General features: G+C 55.0%; 16 protein-coding genes. 3 read left to right on the forward strand and 13 right to left on the reverse strand.

Going from position 1 to position 18,237, the window contains the following annotated elements; all coding sequences use genetic code 11:
• The first annotated feature begins 89 nt into the window (after positions 1-89).
• From ACWKWE_RS03970 to ACWKWE_RS03980, 3 genes are all read left to right on the forward strand, one after another.
• Complete coding sequence (locus tag ACWKWE_RS03970) at positions 90-1,343, forward strand: arabinose transporter (RefSeq protein WP_483849714.1); 1,254 nt, start codon at positions 90-92, stop codon at positions 1,341-1,343.
• A complete protein-coding gene (locus ACWKWE_RS03975) occupies positions 1,336-2,457 on the forward strand; it encodes an aldo/keto reductase (protein ID WP_483849715.1) in 1,122 nt (373 codons plus the stop codon). Before ACWKWE_RS03970 ends, ACWKWE_RS03975 begins: the two co-directional genes overlap by 8 nt.
• A 178-nt stretch (positions 2,458-2,635) precedes the next feature.
• A complete protein-coding gene (locus ACWKWE_RS03980) occupies positions 2,636-3,256 on the forward strand; it encodes a tyrosine-type recombinase/integrase (protein WP_483849716.1) in 621 nt (206 codons plus the stop codon).
• A 54-nt stretch (positions 3,257-3,310) separates the two neighbouring features.
• Here the strand turns inward: ACWKWE_RS03980 and ACWKWE_RS03985 are convergent, their stop codons facing one another.
• From ACWKWE_RS03985 to ACWKWE_RS04045, 13 genes are all read right to left on the reverse strand, one after another.
• The gene (locus ACWKWE_RS03985) at positions 3,311-3,874 is read right to left on the reverse strand and encodes a hypothetical protein (RefSeq protein WP_483849717.1); all 564 of its coding nucleotides are present in this window, start codon (positions 3,872-3,874) and stop codon (positions 3,311-3,313) included.
• A gap of 112 nt (positions 3,875-3,986) precedes the next feature.
• Positions 3,987-4,727, reverse strand: a complete 741-nt coding sequence (locus ACWKWE_RS03990) for an SDR family NAD(P)-dependent oxidoreductase (protein ID WP_483849718.1) — start codon at positions 4,725-4,727, stop codon at positions 3,987-3,989.
• 386 nt (positions 4,728-5,113) lie between these two features.
• On the reverse strand, positions 5,114-5,869 hold the full coding sequence (locus ACWKWE_RS03995; protein WP_483849719.1) for an SDR family NAD(P)-dependent oxidoreductase: 756 nt from the start codon (positions 5,867-5,869) through the stop codon (positions 5,114-5,116).
• A 155-nt stretch (positions 5,870-6,024) separates the two neighbouring features.
• Positions 6,025-6,513, reverse strand: a complete 489-nt coding sequence (locus ACWKWE_RS04000) for a nuclear transport factor 2 family protein (RefSeq protein ID WP_483849720.1) — start codon at positions 6,511-6,513, stop codon at positions 6,025-6,027.
• Positions 6,514-6,624: 111 nt separating this feature from the next.
• Positions 6,625-8,250: a methyl-accepting chemotaxis protein gene (locus ACWKWE_RS04005; RefSeq protein WP_483849721.1), complete on the reverse strand. Its 1,626-nt coding sequence runs from the start codon at positions 8,248-8,250 to the stop codon at positions 6,625-6,627.
• Positions 8,251-8,657: 407 nt separating this feature from the next.
• Positions 8,658-9,992, reverse strand: coding sequence for an OprD family porin (locus tag ACWKWE_RS04010; protein ID WP_483849977.1), 1,335 nt, complete (start codon positions 9,990-9,992; stop codon positions 8,658-8,660).
• Between the two features lie 129 nt (positions 9,993-10,121).
• Positions 10,122-11,345 (reverse strand): 3-oxoadipyl-CoA thiolase, encoded by a 1,224-nt coding sequence (gene pcaF / locus ACWKWE_RS04015; RefSeq protein WP_483849722.1) that lies wholly within the window; start codon positions 11,343-11,345, stop codon positions 10,122-10,124.
• Positions 11,346-11,398: 53 nt separating this feature from the next.
• The gene (locus tag ACWKWE_RS04020) at positions 11,399-13,036 is read right to left on the reverse strand and encodes a cation acetate symporter (RefSeq protein WP_483849978.1); all 1,638 of its coding nucleotides are present in this window, start codon (positions 13,034-13,036) and stop codon (positions 11,399-11,401) included.
• A gap of 26 nt (positions 13,037-13,062) precedes the next feature.
• Positions 13,063-13,383, reverse strand: a complete 321-nt coding sequence (locus tag ACWKWE_RS04025) for a DUF485 domain-containing protein (RefSeq protein ID WP_447650520.1) — start codon at positions 13,381-13,383, stop codon at positions 13,063-13,065.
• 75 nt (positions 13,384-13,458) lie between these two features.
• Complete coding sequence (locus ACWKWE_RS04030) at positions 13,459-14,913, reverse strand: NAD-dependent succinate-semialdehyde dehydrogenase (protein ID WP_483849723.1); 1,455 nt, start codon at positions 14,911-14,913, stop codon at positions 13,459-13,461.
• 3 nt (positions 14,914-14,916) lie between these two features.
• The gene (locus tag ACWKWE_RS04035) at positions 14,917-16,953 is read right to left on the reverse strand and encodes a 3-hydroxyacyl-CoA dehydrogenase NAD-binding domain-containing protein (RefSeq protein ID WP_483849724.1); all 2,037 of its coding nucleotides are present in this window, start codon (positions 16,951-16,953) and stop codon (positions 14,917-14,919) included.
• Entirely contained in the window at positions 16,946-17,824 is an 879-nt protein-coding gene (locus tag ACWKWE_RS04040) for an alpha/beta fold hydrolase (RefSeq protein WP_483849725.1), read from the reverse strand. Before ACWKWE_RS04040 ends, ACWKWE_RS04035 begins: the two co-directional genes overlap by 8 nt.
• Positions 17,821-18,192, reverse strand: a complete 372-nt coding sequence (locus ACWKWE_RS04045) for a hypothetical protein (RefSeq protein WP_483849726.1) — start codon at positions 18,190-18,192, stop codon at positions 17,821-17,823. The genes ACWKWE_RS04040 and ACWKWE_RS04045 overlap by 4 nt, the downstream gene beginning before the upstream one ends.
• Positions 18,193-18,237: the final 45 nt, after the last annotated feature.

Here is an 18,237-nt window from a genome sequence, read left to right on the forward strand (position 1 = left end):
ATGAACGAATTTGCCGCAGTCAGTGACTGCGGCAGATTTCGTGTTCTGCAAAACATGTTCAGAGGAACTGTTGTTCACAGGGAAAAAACATGCGCTCATATTCAAACTTGCCACCGGTATCACCGGCTGGCGCGCGGCACCCGAATCCTGTTCGAGCCATGGCGCCTATTGCCATGGCACTTTTCTTTGGCTTCGTCTCAGTGGGGTTACCACTTCCGATCGTACCTCTGTTCGTACATCAGGTACTCGGCTATGGCGACATCGTCGTTGGGACTACGGTGGGCTTGCAATTTTTGGCAACCGTGCTTACGCGCGGTCATGCAGGGAGTGTCGCTGACGCCCACGGCGGCAAACTGTCGATGATGCGTGGCGGTTTGACCTGCTCGGTAGCGGGTGCGTTGTATGTCATCGCTTCAATCCTGCCGTTTTCTCCCGCAGTCGCGCTATCCGTATTGCTCATCGGACGTGTGCTAGCAGGTGTCGGTGAAAGCCAGTTGGTGACAGGGTCCGTGACTTGGATGATCGCCACTGGCGGCTCGGCCTATGCCGGGACCGCGATGTCGCTGACCGGCATGGCCATGTATGCCTCGGTCGCCCTGAGTGCACCGTTAGGTATGGTCCTCTACGAGCACCTTGGTTTTTCCAGCGCAATGACAGTGATCGTTATAGCCCCTTTACTCGCCTGCGCAGTCGGCGCTCGGACGCCTTCCGCATTTGCCACGCCAGGGGTGCGCGTGCCGATGAGTCGCGTACTTGGAACAATCTGGCGCAGCGGCTTGGGTTTGCTGCTCCAAGGCGTCGGGTTCGCGGTCATTAGCGCGTTCGCTTCGCTTTTCTTCGCGTCACGCGGCTGGTCACATGCGGCGTTGGCGATGACGCTGTTCGGTGGAGCCTACGCGCTGATGCGCCTGTGTTTTGGACACCTGCCTGATCGCATGGGGGGTTACCTAATAGCGGTCATTTCGCTAGGCGTCGAATGTGTTGGCCAAGCCATGTTGTGGTTATCCGCGACCGAAACGGTAGCCCTTGCAGGGGCGTTCTTATCCGGTATGGGTTGCTCGCTGCTATTCCCCGCACTAGGCGTAGAAATCCTGAAACACATCCCTGCGCACAACAGAGGAACAGTCTTGGGAGGGTTCGTGGCGTTCCAAGACATCGCCTACGGAGTCACTGGCCCAATCACCGGCGTACTGGCTGCGCGAGCGGGGTATGCATCGGTTTTCCTCGTGGGCGCACTGGCCGCATTAGCAGGCATTGGATTCGTCCTATTCGAAAGATCCAGATCCCATTCGCACAATCGGCTGACGCCACCACTCACAGAAAGGAACCCTGCTCATGAGTAAGACTGACTTCGAAAACCTCATTGGGTCTTCATCCAGGAGACAGTTCGTCAACCGTCTTGGTGCCGGTGCAGCTGCGCTCGCACTGGGCTCAATCGTCACCTCGGCGAGCGCTACCTCAGCAGCATCGAACAGTGTCGCAAAACCGACACCTTCGCCTTCCCCAGGAACGCGCGTAGGAACAACCGCCGTCACGTCAAGCGGCCTGATCACCAAAGCGATTCCAAGCACTGGGGAAATGCTTCCCGCCATTGGTATGGGTACGTTCATGACCTTTGACGTACTGGCAGGGCAACCCATCGACAATTTGCGTGAGGTACTGAGGCGCTTTTACGAAGGTGGCGGACGGGTCGTCGATACGTCGCCCCTCTATGGAAATGCTGAAGTTAACGTAGGTGAATTGTCCAGCGGACTGGGGCTGACGGACCGTCTGTTTTTTACCGACAAAATGTGGGTGACCGGCGACTACCTGACCGACGACAGTCATGCCCGGCGCAGCCTTGATCAATCGGTGAAACGCTTGTCGCGCGACAAAATTGATGTCGTTCAGGTCCACAGCTTGACCAATGTCGAAATTATGGTCCCGTACCTCAATCGAATGAAAGCAGAAGGTCGGCTCCGCTACGTGGGTGTTACCCACCATGACAAGTTGTACTTCGAACCACTTGCCTGGTGGGCAGAGAACGGGCCTATCGATTTTATACAGGTGCACTACTCAATGCGTACCCGTGAGGCCGAACAGCGGATTTTGCCTGCTGCGCAAAGGCGCGGCTTGGGCGTGATGCTGAACATGCCGCTCGAAAAGGCGCGCCTGTTGAAAATCGTCGAAGGTCGTCCACTGCCCGATTTTGCTGCTGACATTGGAGTGACGACCTGGTCACAGTATTTTCTCAAATGGGCTATTTCCCACCCTGCCGTCACCTGTGCACTGCCCGCAACCACCAACCCCGATCATATGAGCGAAAACCTAGAAGCTATGCGCGGGCCGCTGCCTGATCAAGCGATGCGTGACCGGATGCTGCGCTACATGGAGGCAGTGCCCGGATTTGATCAGGTTGACCGGATGCCTTGGTATCCAGGTAAATCATTCAATGGGTTGGTGAAGCTACGGTCATGAGGTGGGCTTAGTCGGACATGCAGTCGAGTCTCGACTGCAAATCTGAATCGCGGCAAAGATCGTCTGTTCCGCGATTCAGATTGCTTACACGAAACCGGTGACGCATGGCGGCTTTGGGTCGACTGCCGCCCTTCGTGCAGAAGGGACATGCTAGACCTCCACCAACGGAGGTAACGACATGAGCGCAAAAACCACTTCCTCATATCAGCCTTGGAATAAAGGCAAACTGGTCGGTCAAAAAGCACCGCTCCGCTTGCGGGATATCTGGGGCATCAGGATCAGGCTTGAGCTAGCGCAAAACGTGAGGGATCTAGCACTTTTCGATTTGGCAATCGACAGCAAGCTTCGTGCATGCGACCTGACGAAGCTACGCGTTCGTGATGTCGCGCACGGAAATCACGTTGCAGCCAGGGCAATGGTGATGCAGCAAAAAACAAAACGGGCCGTACAGTTCGAGATCACTGCTCAAACGCGACTGGCCGTGGAGGACTGGGTGCAAGAGGCTCGACTCCGAAATGGGGACTTCCTGTTCCCAAGTCGGCTAAGAACCTCCGAACATCTATCCACACGCCAATACTCACGCATAGTAAAAGCTTGGGTAGCCTCCATCGGCCTCGACCCAGTCCCATATGGCACTCATACGATGCGTCGGACGAAGGCTTCATTGATCTATCGGAGGACGAAAAACATCAGAGCAGTACAGATACTTCTCGGTCACACCAAGCTGGAAAGCACTGTCAGATACCTTGGCATCGAAGTGGACGACGCGCTTGAAATGGCCGAGCAGACTGAAGTGTGAGCAGGCAATGGCGACGGGGTAGTCATCCCGTCGCTTTCGGCCAGGAGCGGACGCTCAGAGAACAAGTTTTCTAGATGGGCTGAATTGAATATCCTGAGCACCGTCTCTATCCATCGGCTTACTATGAGCCCGAACGAAGGTAAAACCGTCCAGACCATCGGCAGTGACAGCCTCCTTCGGCCCACCGTCAACGGATTTGAATAGCCTGCGCTCCTTGGTCGTCAAATACTGGGACAGCGATTCATCAATGATGCTTGCGCGGAAGGTAATCGTGTAATCCCCATCCTTGTCAGCGGGCGCCGTCAGCCCAGTCCCTTCCCCCGGGATACCGTCCAGAAAGCTCAACCGATCGAGATGTTCAACCAAGATGTCTCGATACAACTCTGGCAACGAGGCTAAAACGGAGCCGATCTTGAGGCGCTCTGCCTGTGTTATCTCGTGGTTTCGGACATGAACCATTCCAGCCTTCTCAAACTCTTGAATGACTTTTTGAGATGGAGGACCTATCCGGCCGAGCAATACCTTTGTCTTATCGTCAATCGGCAACGATATTTCGCTTGCGAAGACGGCGCTCACGGCCACCACAAACCAGATCGAGAACAATGAGAACCAGGACATAAGGACCCTCCTAAGACGACCCTTCAAAAACGAGCGTGATCCAACACATTTCGTTGGCAACATGGAAACGTACGCGTGCTGCATCCGTGACATGCAACACGCGTACGGGGATTTACACCTGAGAAGCACCGCCATCTGCAAACAGCTCAACTCCATTGATGTAGCTCGAGTCATTGCTAGCTAGGAAAGCAACTGCGTTGCCAATTTCATCCGCCTGCCCGATTCGACCCAGGGTGCTTTTGTCGTTCAGAAATTCAAGGATCGAGTCTGCGTCTGATCCGAGCATATTGCGTAATGAATCAGTATCGACGGGACCAGGACTCAGCAGGTTGATGCGCACACCCGAGCCCTTGATATCCAAAATCCAGCTTCTTACAAGGCTGCGGAGTGCCGCTTTGGTTGCACCATAAACGCTCAATCCGCCACCCGGGTTCATCGATGCAGTCGAACCGATGATGACAACGCTGCCGCCTTGCCCCATCAGTGGCAAGGCTCCTTGGACAGTGAACGTCACCCCCTTCACGTTGGTGTTAAACGCCAGATCGAAACCTGCCTCGGTGATCGAGCCTAAAGGTGATATCTGACCAACGCCTGCATTCGCTACCAAAACATCGATGCGGCCATGCAATGCCTTGATCTGTTCAAAGAGTCCGGCGAGCTCGTTCAAATCGGCCACATCGGCCTTGATAGCGGCGACGTTCGTACCAAGAATCGCCTTGGCTTCGTCCAAACGGTCCTGCTTGCGACCAGTGATGACCAGATGAGCGCCTTGATCCGAGAAAATCTTGGCTATTGCCAGCCCAATACCTGATGAACCTCCTGTTACCAGCACAACTTTGTTATCGAAACTCATGGGGAACGCCTTTTGGAGTGGGTTAGTGATGAACCTGCTTATAGCAAACACTACATAAGGCAGCGCACGCAAGCGTTTATTTAGCGATCGCTATAGGAAAAAAATTCATAACTAAAGTGATCCCACGATTGCGATCCTTAGCGCTGACACCAGTGCGGAAGGGGGGTCTGGGAAACTCTGAATAGCGAGATCTCACCGGGCGCCAGCGCTAGAGCTCATTCCGCCTGGGGGCGATGAGACGAAAACGGACGCTACCCATCATTCGAGGTTCGCTGATGCGAAATTTGAACCTCGACTCGTCGTGGCGGAGCCCAAGAGCATCATGGTAATGACCAGCGCAACTCGGCTTGAAAGGAAGCTAAGTGGCACCGATACAAGCGGATCAATCAGATCTGAGTCATGCCTCCATCCGCAACAAGATCGATACCAGTAATGAAGCTTGAGTCGCTTGATGCAAGGAACAGGGCCGCCTTCGCCATCTCCTCAGGACGGCCCATGCGGCCAAGCGGCACGTTCGCCACAATGTGCTGCATGAACGTCTCAACCTCGTCTGGAGTGAGCCCAGACGTGCCCATGATCGGCGTATCGATTGGTCCGGGACTTAAGGTGTTGACGCGGATGCCTCGATCCTTGAACTCGGCCGCCCAAGTGCGCGCGAAGGATCGGACCGCTGCCTTGGAGGCGGAATAAGGCGCGAAACCAGGAATGCCCAGGTAATGTGCATTCGAGGCGGTAAGGACGATGGACGCTCCATCGCTCAGGAGCTTCACCGCCTTCTGCACGGTAAAGAAGACACCGCGGGTGTTGACGTTAAATACTCGGTCGAAGTGTTCTGGTGACGCAGCGGCGCCCGGTGGCGCCAGCCCCCCAACGGCAGCATTGGCAACAATCACATCGATGCGGCCTTTTTCGCGCGCTACTACATCATAGAGCTTTTCAAGGTCGTCCAAACTGGATACGTCACCTTGAACTGGAGTGACGTTTCGCCCGATTTCATCAGCGGCCTTTTCGAGCTCCGCAGCGCGGCGGCCGGTGATGAACACATAAGCGCCTTCGGCGACAAATTCCTTGGCTATCGCCAGACCGATGCCACTAGAGCCGCCTGTAACAACAGCGATTTTTCCCGCCAGTTTGCCTGACATTAGCTTTTCCTCTCGTTTCTATGACGTGTGCAAGCAATTGCTATAACAAGTTTGAATGGTCACGAAAATCCCGCGACAGAGCCTTTCCAAGCATCTCTGGTCCCGAGAACAAGCGCCTTGGCGCAACTGATAAGAATCGGCTGACAGCATCTGTTTCACCTACTTTGATCGTAGGCGGGTGCGACATTGAGGGAAGGAGCCCGGTCCGTTAGCCAAGGCTCATCGACGTGAGATTTGAACCTCCAATCTCCATTACAGAGTTCGAAGGTATCGTGCCAGCGCCCAGCGGATACCGGCTCAAGAGACGACCCTTCAATCCTTTGGTGAACAATGTAATAGCTGAGACTGGAAGCACTATCTCCAAGCGGGTCAATCGTAACCGCCACATTGGTTATGAAATGCAAAGCGCGGGGAGTGCCGTCAGCATGCCGTCGCACAGTCATGTTGAAGAAATTCTCTACGGAGTCCCGCCCGACGGATTTGATACCTTTCACGTCGCATTCAGCATGTCGGAACAGCTCGGCGACTTCGTCAAAATGACCATCATCCATCTTTTGCGCGAAGGTTATGAGAAGGCGCTGAATTTTCCGCTCAATCAGCAGCACTTCTGTTTCCGTGACTAATGAGTATGTTTTAGTGGACATCCAGACCTTCCCTATCAGCAGACGATGATCCAAGCCAGATCGTCAGTTCAACGCCAAGGCAAACATCGCTTCGGCATCCGTTTACGGTGCCAGCCATTCGGCAGGCTTCTCCTAGATCACAAAACGTCCAACTACGGCGTTGAGGCCAACTGCCAGACGTGACAACTCATGGCTTGCAGCACTGCTTTGGTTAGCGCCTGCGGCCGACTGAGTGGAAAGGTCACGGATATTGATTAGGTTTCGGTCGACCTCTCGAGAAACCTGCGCTTGCTCTTCCGAAGCGCTGGCAATCACCAGATTTCTCTCGTTAATCAGGGCAATCGATTCGGTGATTTGGTCAAGCGCCTCGCCTGCCGCATTCGCTAGGACAAGCGTTGACTGGGTATTGGTGGTGCTCAATGTCATCGACTGAACAGCCTGGTGCGTGCCCGTTTGGATGCCGGCGACCATGCTTTCAATTTCCTCAGTGGACTGAGCGGTGCGATGTGCTAAAGCTCGGACTTCATCCGCCACCACAGCAAACCCTCTGCCTGCTTCTCCAGCACGCGCCGCCTCGATTGCGGCGTTTAATGCCAACAAGTTGGTCTGCTCCGCGATCGACCTGATGACGTCCAAAACACGTCCAATGTCTCGCCCCTGAGCGGCAAGACCCTCAATCAATGTGGAGGTTGCCTGGACGTCTCGGCTCATCGACTGGATAGCACCTACCGTTTCAACAACCTTGTCTCGGCCCCTGGAAGCGATCTCGCTCGAATGCTTGGAGGCCTCGGACGTGGAGACCGCATTTCGAGCGACCTCCTCCACTGCCACGGTCATTTCATTGACTGCGGTCGCAGCCTGCTCAATCTCACCGTTCTGTTTCTGAAGCCCTCGAGAAGACTCTTCTGTGACAGCGCTGAGCTCCTCGGCAGCGGAAGCTAGCTGCGTGGCAGAACCAGAGATCTGCTCAATGGTGCCTCTCAAACTTTGCTGCATGACAGCCAAAGCCCCCAGCAGTTTTCCAGGCTCATCCTTCCCATCGACTCGAATGGTTTTTGTGAGGTCTCCCCCTGATATTTCTCCCGCGGCCTCGACGGCCCGGGCGAGTGGGCTCACGATACTTCGGGTCAGCAACCAGGCTAGTAGGACGGTCAACAGGACGGCCACAACAGCTGTACCAATGATCGCTAAGTTCGCGTTCTGATACTGCTCCCCGGCCACTTTCGAGGAATCTCTGGCGCCATCCTGGTTGATGTCGATCAGTCGCTGAAGATGCGTAGCCATTGCTTCCGATGCATCAGCGAGATGAGTGTTCAGCAAGGCGCGTAACTCATCAGCGTTTCCCTGCCTCGAAAACTCCACCGCTTGACTCTGGATAGTCAGGTAGGTGTCCAGTGCCGAATTAAATTTTGCGTATACCCCCCTCTCCTCAGTTTCAGCCGGAGTAGCTGCATAGCCGGCTTTGGACTCCTGCATCTTGCTTACCAACTGAGGGAGGAGTTTGTAGGCTGCTTCAAGCTCACGCGCATCGCGATTGATCAAAAGTCCTGACACGATGACACGCAAGCGCAACAGGCTTTCATTTACGTCACCAAGCAACACAATGCTTGGGAGCATATTCGTTTCCATCTCAATGGTGGCTTGGCGTATCACCGTCATCCGGTTCAAAGCGAAAACCCCGAGCACAACTACTAGCGCCGCAATGAAGGCGAAGCCCAAGAAGGCGCGCGGTGCGATGCTCATATTTCGGATATTCATAAATCGCTCTCTTGAGTAATCCGCGGGGCATCCATGCATGTCAGAAGGCCAAACCCACCCTGGTGGACCGTCGTCGCAGTTGTGATGAAAAGCGTTGGAGCACTGAATCGCCTCGGCGGTAGGACAGAGCTTGCGAAGTGTTGTTGATCTGAGTCGACGGGGTTAAGCAGCCCCAGACATGACCTAGCGCACCGTGCATATATAGTGAACGCTATATCAGCTCAGACAATCAATCAAGGGCCGGTGAACAACAAATGCTGACTTTCTCGGCGAGAGTCTTCTGAGCCAACGATGTAGAGCGAGCAAACTGGACTGTTTCAGCTCATGGAGCTGTGCAGCAATGCGATAGGGTGCTGTAGCTACAGACGCTCGCCGTCTTGAGGCACGAGCGTCGTATTGGTTTTCTACTAAAGCAGGGTGAAGGCATAACTGATGATCAGACGGTTTTCATCCTGATCACGTTGGATGTCCCCCCTGTACATGATGTTCCTCCATCCCAGCCCAACCCCTTTGAGGGGGCCACTCTGTATGACGTAATCGACAAACAGGTCACGCTCCCACTCATCAGCATCGTGACCTGATGCAGTCTTGATTCCCTGACCGCCATAGTAAGAAATCGATGTGGTCAATCCTGGGACGCCGAGGGCGGAAAAGTCATACCCATATGCACCGTATTTGGTGTTTTCACCAGCACGGTTGAACTGCCCAACAAGTCGGTCGGTGTACAGGTAAATGGCCGCACCCACAGCCCCCTCACCTAATCCATTTTGGTTCGGCTGGACGAAGTTGCTGTCATCAGATACTCGCTGGTAGCCCGCAGTAAACGTATGGGAGCCATGGGAATACGTCATGTAGGCGGACCAAGTATCGTTATCGATTTCTCCGGTACCGTCCTTCGTGTACCCACCTACCCGATAGCCGTCAGCCCGGCCAGATGCAGAGCTATTCGCACCGTCCGAGCGGGTGCGAAAATAACGAAGATCGGTCTTCAACGATTGGTTGTCGCCAATCGGGAACAGATGAACCAAACCAAGAAAGTTCTGCGTGTAGTAGTCCTTGAGATTCGAGTAGTAGTACTGCCCTGTCAGCTGCTTGGTTATTTTGTAGTCCGCCCCTGCCAGAAACAAACCGTCACTCTCCTGGTTTCCCGCAGCCGGACCCAACACCGCAAGGCCTGTCCGGTTAGTGGAAGCGCGGCCCGTCGCTTTATCGATCCAGCCGCCAGTCAGCGTCAAATCATCGATTTCTTTGGAAGTCACTAACAGACCTTCAAACGTCTGCGGAAGCAAACGCGCATCGCTAGACACCAAAATTGGTAGCTTCGGCATTAGCGTTCCGTAGCGGAGTTCAGTCTTGGAAAAGCGGGCTTTGCCAGTTATGCCCATTCGGCTCCACTCGTCCACCCCAGAGCCGTCGGAGGCGTCTGGGATCATGGATCCGCCAGGATGGTGCCCCTTGCCGCCATCCAGCTTAACTGCCGCAAGACCTAACGCGTCGACGCCAAATCCAATCGGCCCGCTGGTGTATCCCGACTCGAACTTCAACATGAAGCCCTGCGCCCACTCTTCGCTTTTTGAGGGAGCAGCGCTGTCGTCTCGAAAATCACTATTGATGTAGTAATTCCGCAATCCCAAGGTTGCATGGCTATCGGATAAGAAATCCGCCATAGCACTGGAACTTACCGCGGTGCCTATGCACAACGTGCCGAGAAATCGTGAAGTTGGTGACGAAGTTATTCTCATTTTTATTTTACTCACTGTCGTGTTGGCTTTCTTTTGGGCAAAACGAACCCGCGCTACGGATAAAATCCGTTGCGGGTTTTACTTCTTGATCAACTTCGAATCAGGCGACTGAGGAGTTCTGCTCAGACCTCATACCATCTGTGAGGAATCGACTCGCTCCAACGCTAGCGCCACTCCCTGTCCAACACCGACGCACATCGTCGCCAGCCCCTTATGGCCTTCTGTGTTTTCCAATTGATGAAGGAGTGTCAGTACCAACCGGGCACCACTTGCCCCTAATGGATGCCCCAACGCGATAGCTCCGCCGTTGGGGTTCACGAATATGCTGTCATCCTCGAGTCCCAATTCGCGAAGCACGGCAAGGGCTTGGCTTGCGAATGCTTCATTGAGTTCAACGGCGTCAAAGTCATGCACGTTGAGACCTAATCTTGCGAGCAGCTTACGAACGGCTGGCACCGGCCCAATACCCATTAAGCGTGGTGCCACGCCGGCACTCGCCGTCCCTAGAATTCGGGCCCGAGGCTTCAAGCCATGAGCACGAACTGCATCTGCAGAGGCTAGGATCATCGCCACAGCGCCGTCGTTTACTCCCGAGGCGTTGCCGGCGGTGACGGTGTTACCAGGGCCATTGACAGGCTTCAGCTTCGCGAGCGCCTCCAGCGTTGTCTCAGGACGCAGATGCTCATCGCGATCAATGATCGTGTCGCCCTTTCGGCCTTTAATCAGCACTGGCACTATTTCATCGGCGAAGAAGTTCGTTTCCTGCGCGCGAGCTGCGCGCTGTTGACTGCGCAAGGCAAACGCATCCTGGTCCTCGCGGGAAACGCTATACGCAGATGCAACGTTGTCCGCAGTTTGCGGCATCGAATCAACACCGTGCGTACTTTGCATCGCGGGGTTTACGAACCGCCAGCCTATGGTCGTGTCTTCAATTTTCTGTGTCCGGCCGAACGCGCTATCGGCCTTGCCCATCACATAAGGAGCACGTGACATGGACTCGACTCCGCCAGCAATCGCCAGCTCCATCTCGCCTGAAGCGATCGCGCGAAACGCAGCTCCGACGGCGTCCAAGCCAGAAGCACACAGCCGGTTGAGGGTCACGCCGGGAATGTTTTCCTGAAAACCCGCGAGCAACAGCGCCATGCGAGCCACGTTGCGGTTATCTTCCCCCGCCTGGTTAGCACAGCCGAGAAACACCTCATCCAGCAAAGACCAGTTCACCGAAGGATTACGTTCGATCAGTGCTTTAAGTGGAACAGCTGCTAGGTCATCTGCACGAACACTCGAAAGCCCTCCACCGAACCGACCGACTGGCGTGCGAACGGCGTCGCAGATATAAACGTCACGACTCATAGAAACACCTTATTAATTACCCAAACCTGGAACTGCTGCTGAATGCGCCCAGCTTAATGAGCGCTAGGAGCCGCGACGCTCAAGCCCAACTCTGCATGCACCGACAAGTCTTCGAACGCATCCTGCTCAGCCCTGCCCTTCGCGCTGCTATCAAGCTTCGAAACCACGTAGATCACAACGAACGCCAATGGCATCGAGAACAGTGCCGGTTGGTCATACGGAAAGATTGCTTGCGGATTGCCAAGTACTTGAACCCAGACGCTAGGTGAAAGCAGTACCAGAACAAGAGCGCTGACGAGACCGGCGAGGCCACCAATCACTGCACCTAGCGAGGTCAGACCTTTCCAGTACATGGACAGGATCAGGACCGGGAAATTGGAAGATGCCGCGATGCCGAAAGCCAAACCGGTCAGGAATGTCAGGTTCTGGTTTTCGAAAGCAACGCCCAAGAAGATTGCAACGATCCCTATGCAGACAGTCGAAATCTTGGTGACCTTTAGCTCTGAACTCTCGCTCGCTTTACCCTTGCGAAAGAGCGTTGCGTACAGGTCATGGGAAATTGAAGATGCGCCCGCCAGCGCCAAGCCTGAAACCACAGCAAGGATCGTCGAGAAAGCGACGGCCGAGAAAAATCCGAGGAACAAGCTCCCGCCCAACGCTTGCGACAAATGCATCGCGACCATGTTGTTGCCGCCCAGCATCTTGCCGCCGAGGATTCCCCCTTCGTAATACTGTGGATCGGTGCCGACGATCGAGATTGCAGCCATCCCCAATACAGCGACCAAGACAAAGAAGTAACCGATGAAGCCGGTGGCGTAGAACACTGATTTACGTGCTTCCACCGCATTAGAAACGGTGAAGAAGCGCATGAGAATGTGGGGCAATCCCGCAGTGCCAAACATCAAGCCCAGAGACAACGAAACGGCGGAAACGGGATCTGAAAGCAGGTTGCCGGGGCTCATGATGTTGATACCACTTTTGTGGTTTTCAACGGCCTTGTTCATCAGCAAATCAAGGCTGTACCCAAAGTGCGCGAACACCAGAACAGTCAAGAAGGTACCAGCGAGGAGCAGGAGGACAGCTTTGATGATCTGCACCCATGTAGTGGCCAGCATGCCCCCAAAGGTCACGTAGAGCATCATCAAGACTCCGACCATGATGACGGCCACTTTGTAATCGAGACCGAACAGCAGCTTGATGAGCTGCCCGGCACCAACCATCTGTACGATCAGGTAGAAGCACACGACTGACAACGACCCAAACGCGGATAGCGAACGGGTGCGCATTTCATCGAGCCTGTAGGTCACGATGTCCGCGAAGGTATACCGCCCTAGATTGCGCAGTCGTTCGGCCATGAGAAACAGGATCAATGGCCATCCGACGAAAAAACCGATCGAATAGATAATGCCGTCAAAACCTCGGGCAAATATCAAACTGGAGAGACCAAGTAATGTCGCCGCAGACATGTAATCGCCAGCGATAGCGAGGCCATTCTGGAAACCCGTGATGCCACCTCCCGCGGTGTAAAAATCTGAAGTCGTATGTGTCTTACGCGATGCCCAATAGGTAATGCCCAGAGTGACCAGGACGAACACACAGAACATTCCAATAGCTTCAATGTTCAACGGCTGCTTGGCCGTGGCTCCGATATCAGCGGCGAAGGTTGAGCTCGCAACAGGCAAGAGAGCCAATAGACTGAGTTTGGAAAATAGCCCGCTCACTTGAGCACCTCCTGAATCACATCACGGCTCATTTGGTCGTACCTTGTGTTGGAGCGATGCACGTACCAGCCGGTGAGCAGCCAAAACAGCACGAACATCAGCACTGCAATCGGAAAGCCGATGGAAATCACCGAGGTGTCGCTCACCGGGGTCTTCAGCAATGCGGGCTTGAATGCCACGATCATCATGAAGGCGTAATAGATAACCAGGACAAATGCCGAAAGCTTCAGCGCAAAGCGTGAGCGCGTCCGCACCAATAACTGATACTTCTCATTGCGGACAATCTTGGCGATCGTCTCGAGTCGATTTGTGTTCATGGGATACCGCCAGCTCTTAAACTTATTGTTGTAGTGGCGGACGCGCTGGTTGCAGCACGCCGCTATGAAACATCATCAGTACTTTTGCGAGACGAACCTCATCTGCATGAAGGACTGAACCCCCTCAGTCCCGCCTTCATGCCCTTGGCCACTGTCCTTAACGCCTCCAAACGGAGTTTCTGGCGAAGACACACTCCACTGATTTACAGCCAGCGAGCCGGCTTCGATCTGGTTCGCTACAGCCCCAACCACTCGCGTGTCGTGGGTCCACAGGTAGGAGGCCAATCCAAACGGCAGGCGGTTAGCAATCGCGAGTGCTTCATCGAGATCTCTGAACGGCGTGATGCCTTTTACCGGTCCAAACGGCTCATGCTGGGCCGCCAGGCAATCGTCGGTCAGTCCGACCAAAACCGTGGGCTGGTAGAAGTTTCCGGGAGCGTCGATCCGCTCTCCACCGACAACCACATGCACTCCTCGAGCGCGCGCATCGTCGACCAACCGCTGCATCGAAGACACGGCCCTAGCGTTGGCCAATGGGCCCATTTGCGTTTCACGGACCAGGCCATTTCCTACCCGAAGCGCCGCGACGCCGCGACTGAACCGCTCGACAAAACGCGGGTAGATAGACTCATGCACCAGAAACCGAGTGGGTGATGTGCATACCTGTCCAGAGTTGCGGTATGCCGCGGTCACTGCACTGTCGGCGACCGCATCGACGTCGACGTCGGGAAAGATCATCGCGCAGGCGTACCCGCCCAGTTCTAGCGTCATGCGCTTGAGAGTTCTGGCCGCTCGCTCAGCCAATTGCTTGCCGATAGGCGTAGACCCGGTGAAGGTCAGCATCCTGATCAGGGGATCGTCGAGTAGACATTCCGAGACCATTGCGGCATCACCAAACACGATGTTGCAGGTTCCCGCAGGAAGCCCTGCTTCCTCGAGAGCATCCGCAATTAACAAGGCGCACCCTGGAGTGGCCTCGGAAGGTTTCATGACTATCGAACAACCTGCTGCCAATGCACCGGAGATCTTGCGCGCAGGCGTGATGGCTGGAGCATTCCACCCTGAAAAACCGGCAACCGGACCGATGGGCTCATAAACCGTGTACTGCCTGACATCCGATGACCGGCCAGGGATCGTCCGCCCATAAGCGCGACGAGCTTCCTCGGCTGCCCACTCAAACAACTCAGCCGCGGTTTGGGCTTCGCGCAGGGACTCTTCATAAGGCTTACCCAGCTCAACAGTAATGAGCCAGGCCAACTCATCCTTACGGGCGAGCAATAGCCGTGCAGTCCGATGCAGGACTTGGGCTCGATCCGCGGGTGAATAGTTGCGCCATACCTTGAATGCCTGGGCTGAGGATACAGCTGCAGCCTCTACACTCGCCCTATCCAAATAAGGTAACTGGCCGAGGATTTCACCGGTCGCCGGATTTTCTACAGCGATGAGAACGTCGCCGGTTTCGATCCGCTTGCCGCCGATGCGGCTACCAAGGCATGGGTATGACTGACTTTGCATCGAGAAAGCATCCATACGTCAGATTCCCAATACTGAAAGGTCGCCCAAGGCGACACCAGGGCCACTCACAACGCCGAGTGCCATCAACTCTTCACGCAACTGAGCAGGATCCTGCCCCTTGGCCCAGAACACTGGGCCGCCCTGCCAGCGCGCAAAGCCGTAACCATTGACGAACGCGAGATCGATATCGACTTCGCTGGTGGCTACACCCTCAGCCATGACCAATGCAGCTTCGTTGACGATCGCTAACAGAAGCCGCCGCTGAATTTGATCCGTCGTAAATTCTTTAGGGACGACTCGGTTATCCGCTCGGTAATCAATAATCAGATCGAGGACAAGAGGATCGGGCTCGCGCTTGCCTTCGGCGTACCGGTAGTACCCCGCGCCAGTCTTGCGACCTAGGTAGCCTCGCTCGCACAACAAATCAGGAATCGCGACATATCGCGCTTCAGGGTCACGCTGTGAGGCTTGCGCTTTACGCATCCGCCACGCGATATCGAGCCCCGAAAGATCTGCAACGGCAAACGGTCCCATGGCAAACCCGAATGCCTCCATCGCGGAATCGATGTCGTAAGGCGACGCGCCTTCCTCCATCAAAAACTCAGCCTGGCGTCGGTAAGCCGAATAGATGCGGTTGCCTATGAAGCCAAAGGAATTTCTCGCAACAACCGGTACTTTCTTAAGCCGCTTGGCGACTGATAAAGCAGTGGCCAGTGTCGTCGGTGAGGTGCGTTCGGCGTCGACGATTTCTAGCAGCTTCATCACGTTGGCTGGGCTGAAGAAATGCAAGCCACAAACGTTTTCCGGATAAGTGTGAGCTGCCGCGATGACATCAATATCCAGATACGAGGTGTTAGTGGCGACAATCGTCTGAGGCCCCGCGACGGACGCTAGTTTTTCCAGCACGTCGAGCTTCACCTGAAGCTCTTCGAAGACAGCCTCAACGATCATCTGACACGAACTGAGATCCTCGTAGTGCAGGGTCGCTTTGACTCTCGCAAGGCGCGCATCTCGCGCAAGCCGATCAAGACGTCCATTCTTAACCTGGCGCTCGTAGAGATCAGAAAGCAGTGCATAGCCCGCCGATAGCTTGGCGGCGGTCTGCTCTACGAGTGTCACTCGCATACCCGCATCAAGAAACGCGGCAGCAATAGCGCTACCCATGGTGCCGGCACCGATCACTCCAACGGTCTCAACCGTTCGTGCTTCAATCCCCTCCAACGCCTGCAACTTACCTGCGGAACGTTCGGCAAAAAATTGATAACGAAGGGCGGCAGCTTCGCGGCTTTCACGCAACCGCTGAAATACTGCACGCTCAAGATGCAGCGCTTCAGCTATAGGCAAACGTTGGGCATTTAAAATAGCTTCAATTGCTTCTGCGACCGCTGGCCTGTTTCGACCTTTAGAAAGCGCGTCATGTTTTGCAGTATTGACGGAATCGGGATCTGACTCAGGAACCTTCATTTCCGCGACACGGCGCTTACGAGCATGCCGCGCGTACGCTATCGCATCCACCAACAGATCGTCGGAAGTCAGGGCATCAATTGCGCCAAGAACAAACGCTTGAGCGGCGGGCACCCGAGTGCCCGCGCAGATGAGTTCGATGGTTTTAGGAATTCCGATCAGCCTAGGCAAGCGCTGAGTACCGCCAGCGCCTGGAATCATGCCGAGGGTCACCTCCGGTAACCCCACCACGCAATCTGGTGCGGCAATGCGTGCATCACATCCCAGCGCGAGCTCAAAGCCACCTCCCAACGCAGCGCCATGGAGTGCCGCGACGACCGGTTTGCTGGACTGCTCAATGGCTGCGATCAGTTCGGGCAACTGGGGAGCTTCTAACGGCTGCCCAAACTCTTTCAGATCCGAGCCTGCGATGAATGTGTTTCCTGCCCCAATCAACACCAGCGCGATGATGTCCGGACGATTCGAGTACGTCTGGACTGCCTCAAGCAGTTGACGTCGAACGGCGACGGAGCCAGCGTTGACTGGAGGGTTGAAAATCGTCAACACAGCCACGCCATCGAATATGCTGATTTGGACTCGACGATCAGCCATTACGGACCACCTGAGAGGCTTGGATTTGCTCGAGTACCGGGCGCAGGTAGCCGATGAAACGCTCTGGATCTTCGCTCATTGGAAAGTGGCCAATCCCTTCCATCAACGTCAACTTTGATCCAGGAATCAAGCGCTCAAGCTCGATGCTGTCCTCTGGCGTGCAGGAGTAGTCATACTCCCCAGTGAGGAGATAAAGCGGGCAACGCTTCGTATCAATCTGGCTGACCTTTTCGCGAAGATCGCCATCGATCTTGTAGAAGTGCAGGTCGCCCTTGAACACGCCTGGGCCGCCTTGCATGTAATGCCACAATGTTTCCCAGCGGTCGGCTTCCGGAGCGCTCGGCCCGATCAGCCCCGACACGATTCCCGCACAAGTTTCACCGCCCTGAACGTCAGGACGATGCAGCCATTGCAGGTCGTAATACGGATGCACGTGCGCACCGGACTGCAGTCCGATCAATGCGCTGAACCGCTCGGGGCATTCAAGCGCCAGATTCAGAACAATGCGGCCACCAATTGAGCATCCCATGACGATGGGCTTCTCAAGTGCCAAGGCGTCGGTTACTGCACAAACGATGTCCACGTAATCTCGTGACGTCAGCTTGTACTCAGATTTGTGCCATCCCGCCGCTGGGGAGCTTTTGCCATGGCGAGGCAGGTCGAATGCGATAACGCGGTACTTCGCAAGCAACTCTGGATCATTGAGCAACGCACGGTATTGGCGACTATCCGCACCGGCGGTGTGAAGACACAGAAGAGGAATACCCTCGCCAGCTTCTTCAACATAGATCCGGTGTGGCAGACCTTTTAACTCGAGGTGCAGATAGCGGCCAGTTACCGGTTCGAAATATGCTTGGTTACTAGAATTCATAGCGAAGTCTCCAACGGCCGCAGACAGGCAAAAACATCTTTGAGATACAAAAGATTGGCCATGAATGGGTGTTGATCACCTTCCAGGATAAGTGTCTTGAAACGGATCAATGCCATGAGGTCATGAAAGCGCGGAGCTGGGTGGGAGACGCAAAACTTCTCCCAAACCTGCGGTTCAGCCTTCATCGCAAAGGTCCAGCGCGCCATAACAAATGGGCCCTGCTCGATCGAGTCGATACGACCTTTATGGATTTCAATCACGTACTGGTCAGTGCCGGACGCGACGAGAAAACGTGTGCTCAGATAGCGACCACGGTGGACGAGCCATGCGTCACTGTTGACGCGTTCTACAAGCTGTTGGATGTCCATGCCTGTCTCTCTTGTTATTAAGCATTTAGAACTGACAGGCGAGGT

This window comes from Pseudomonas salicis (assembly GCF_057128705.1).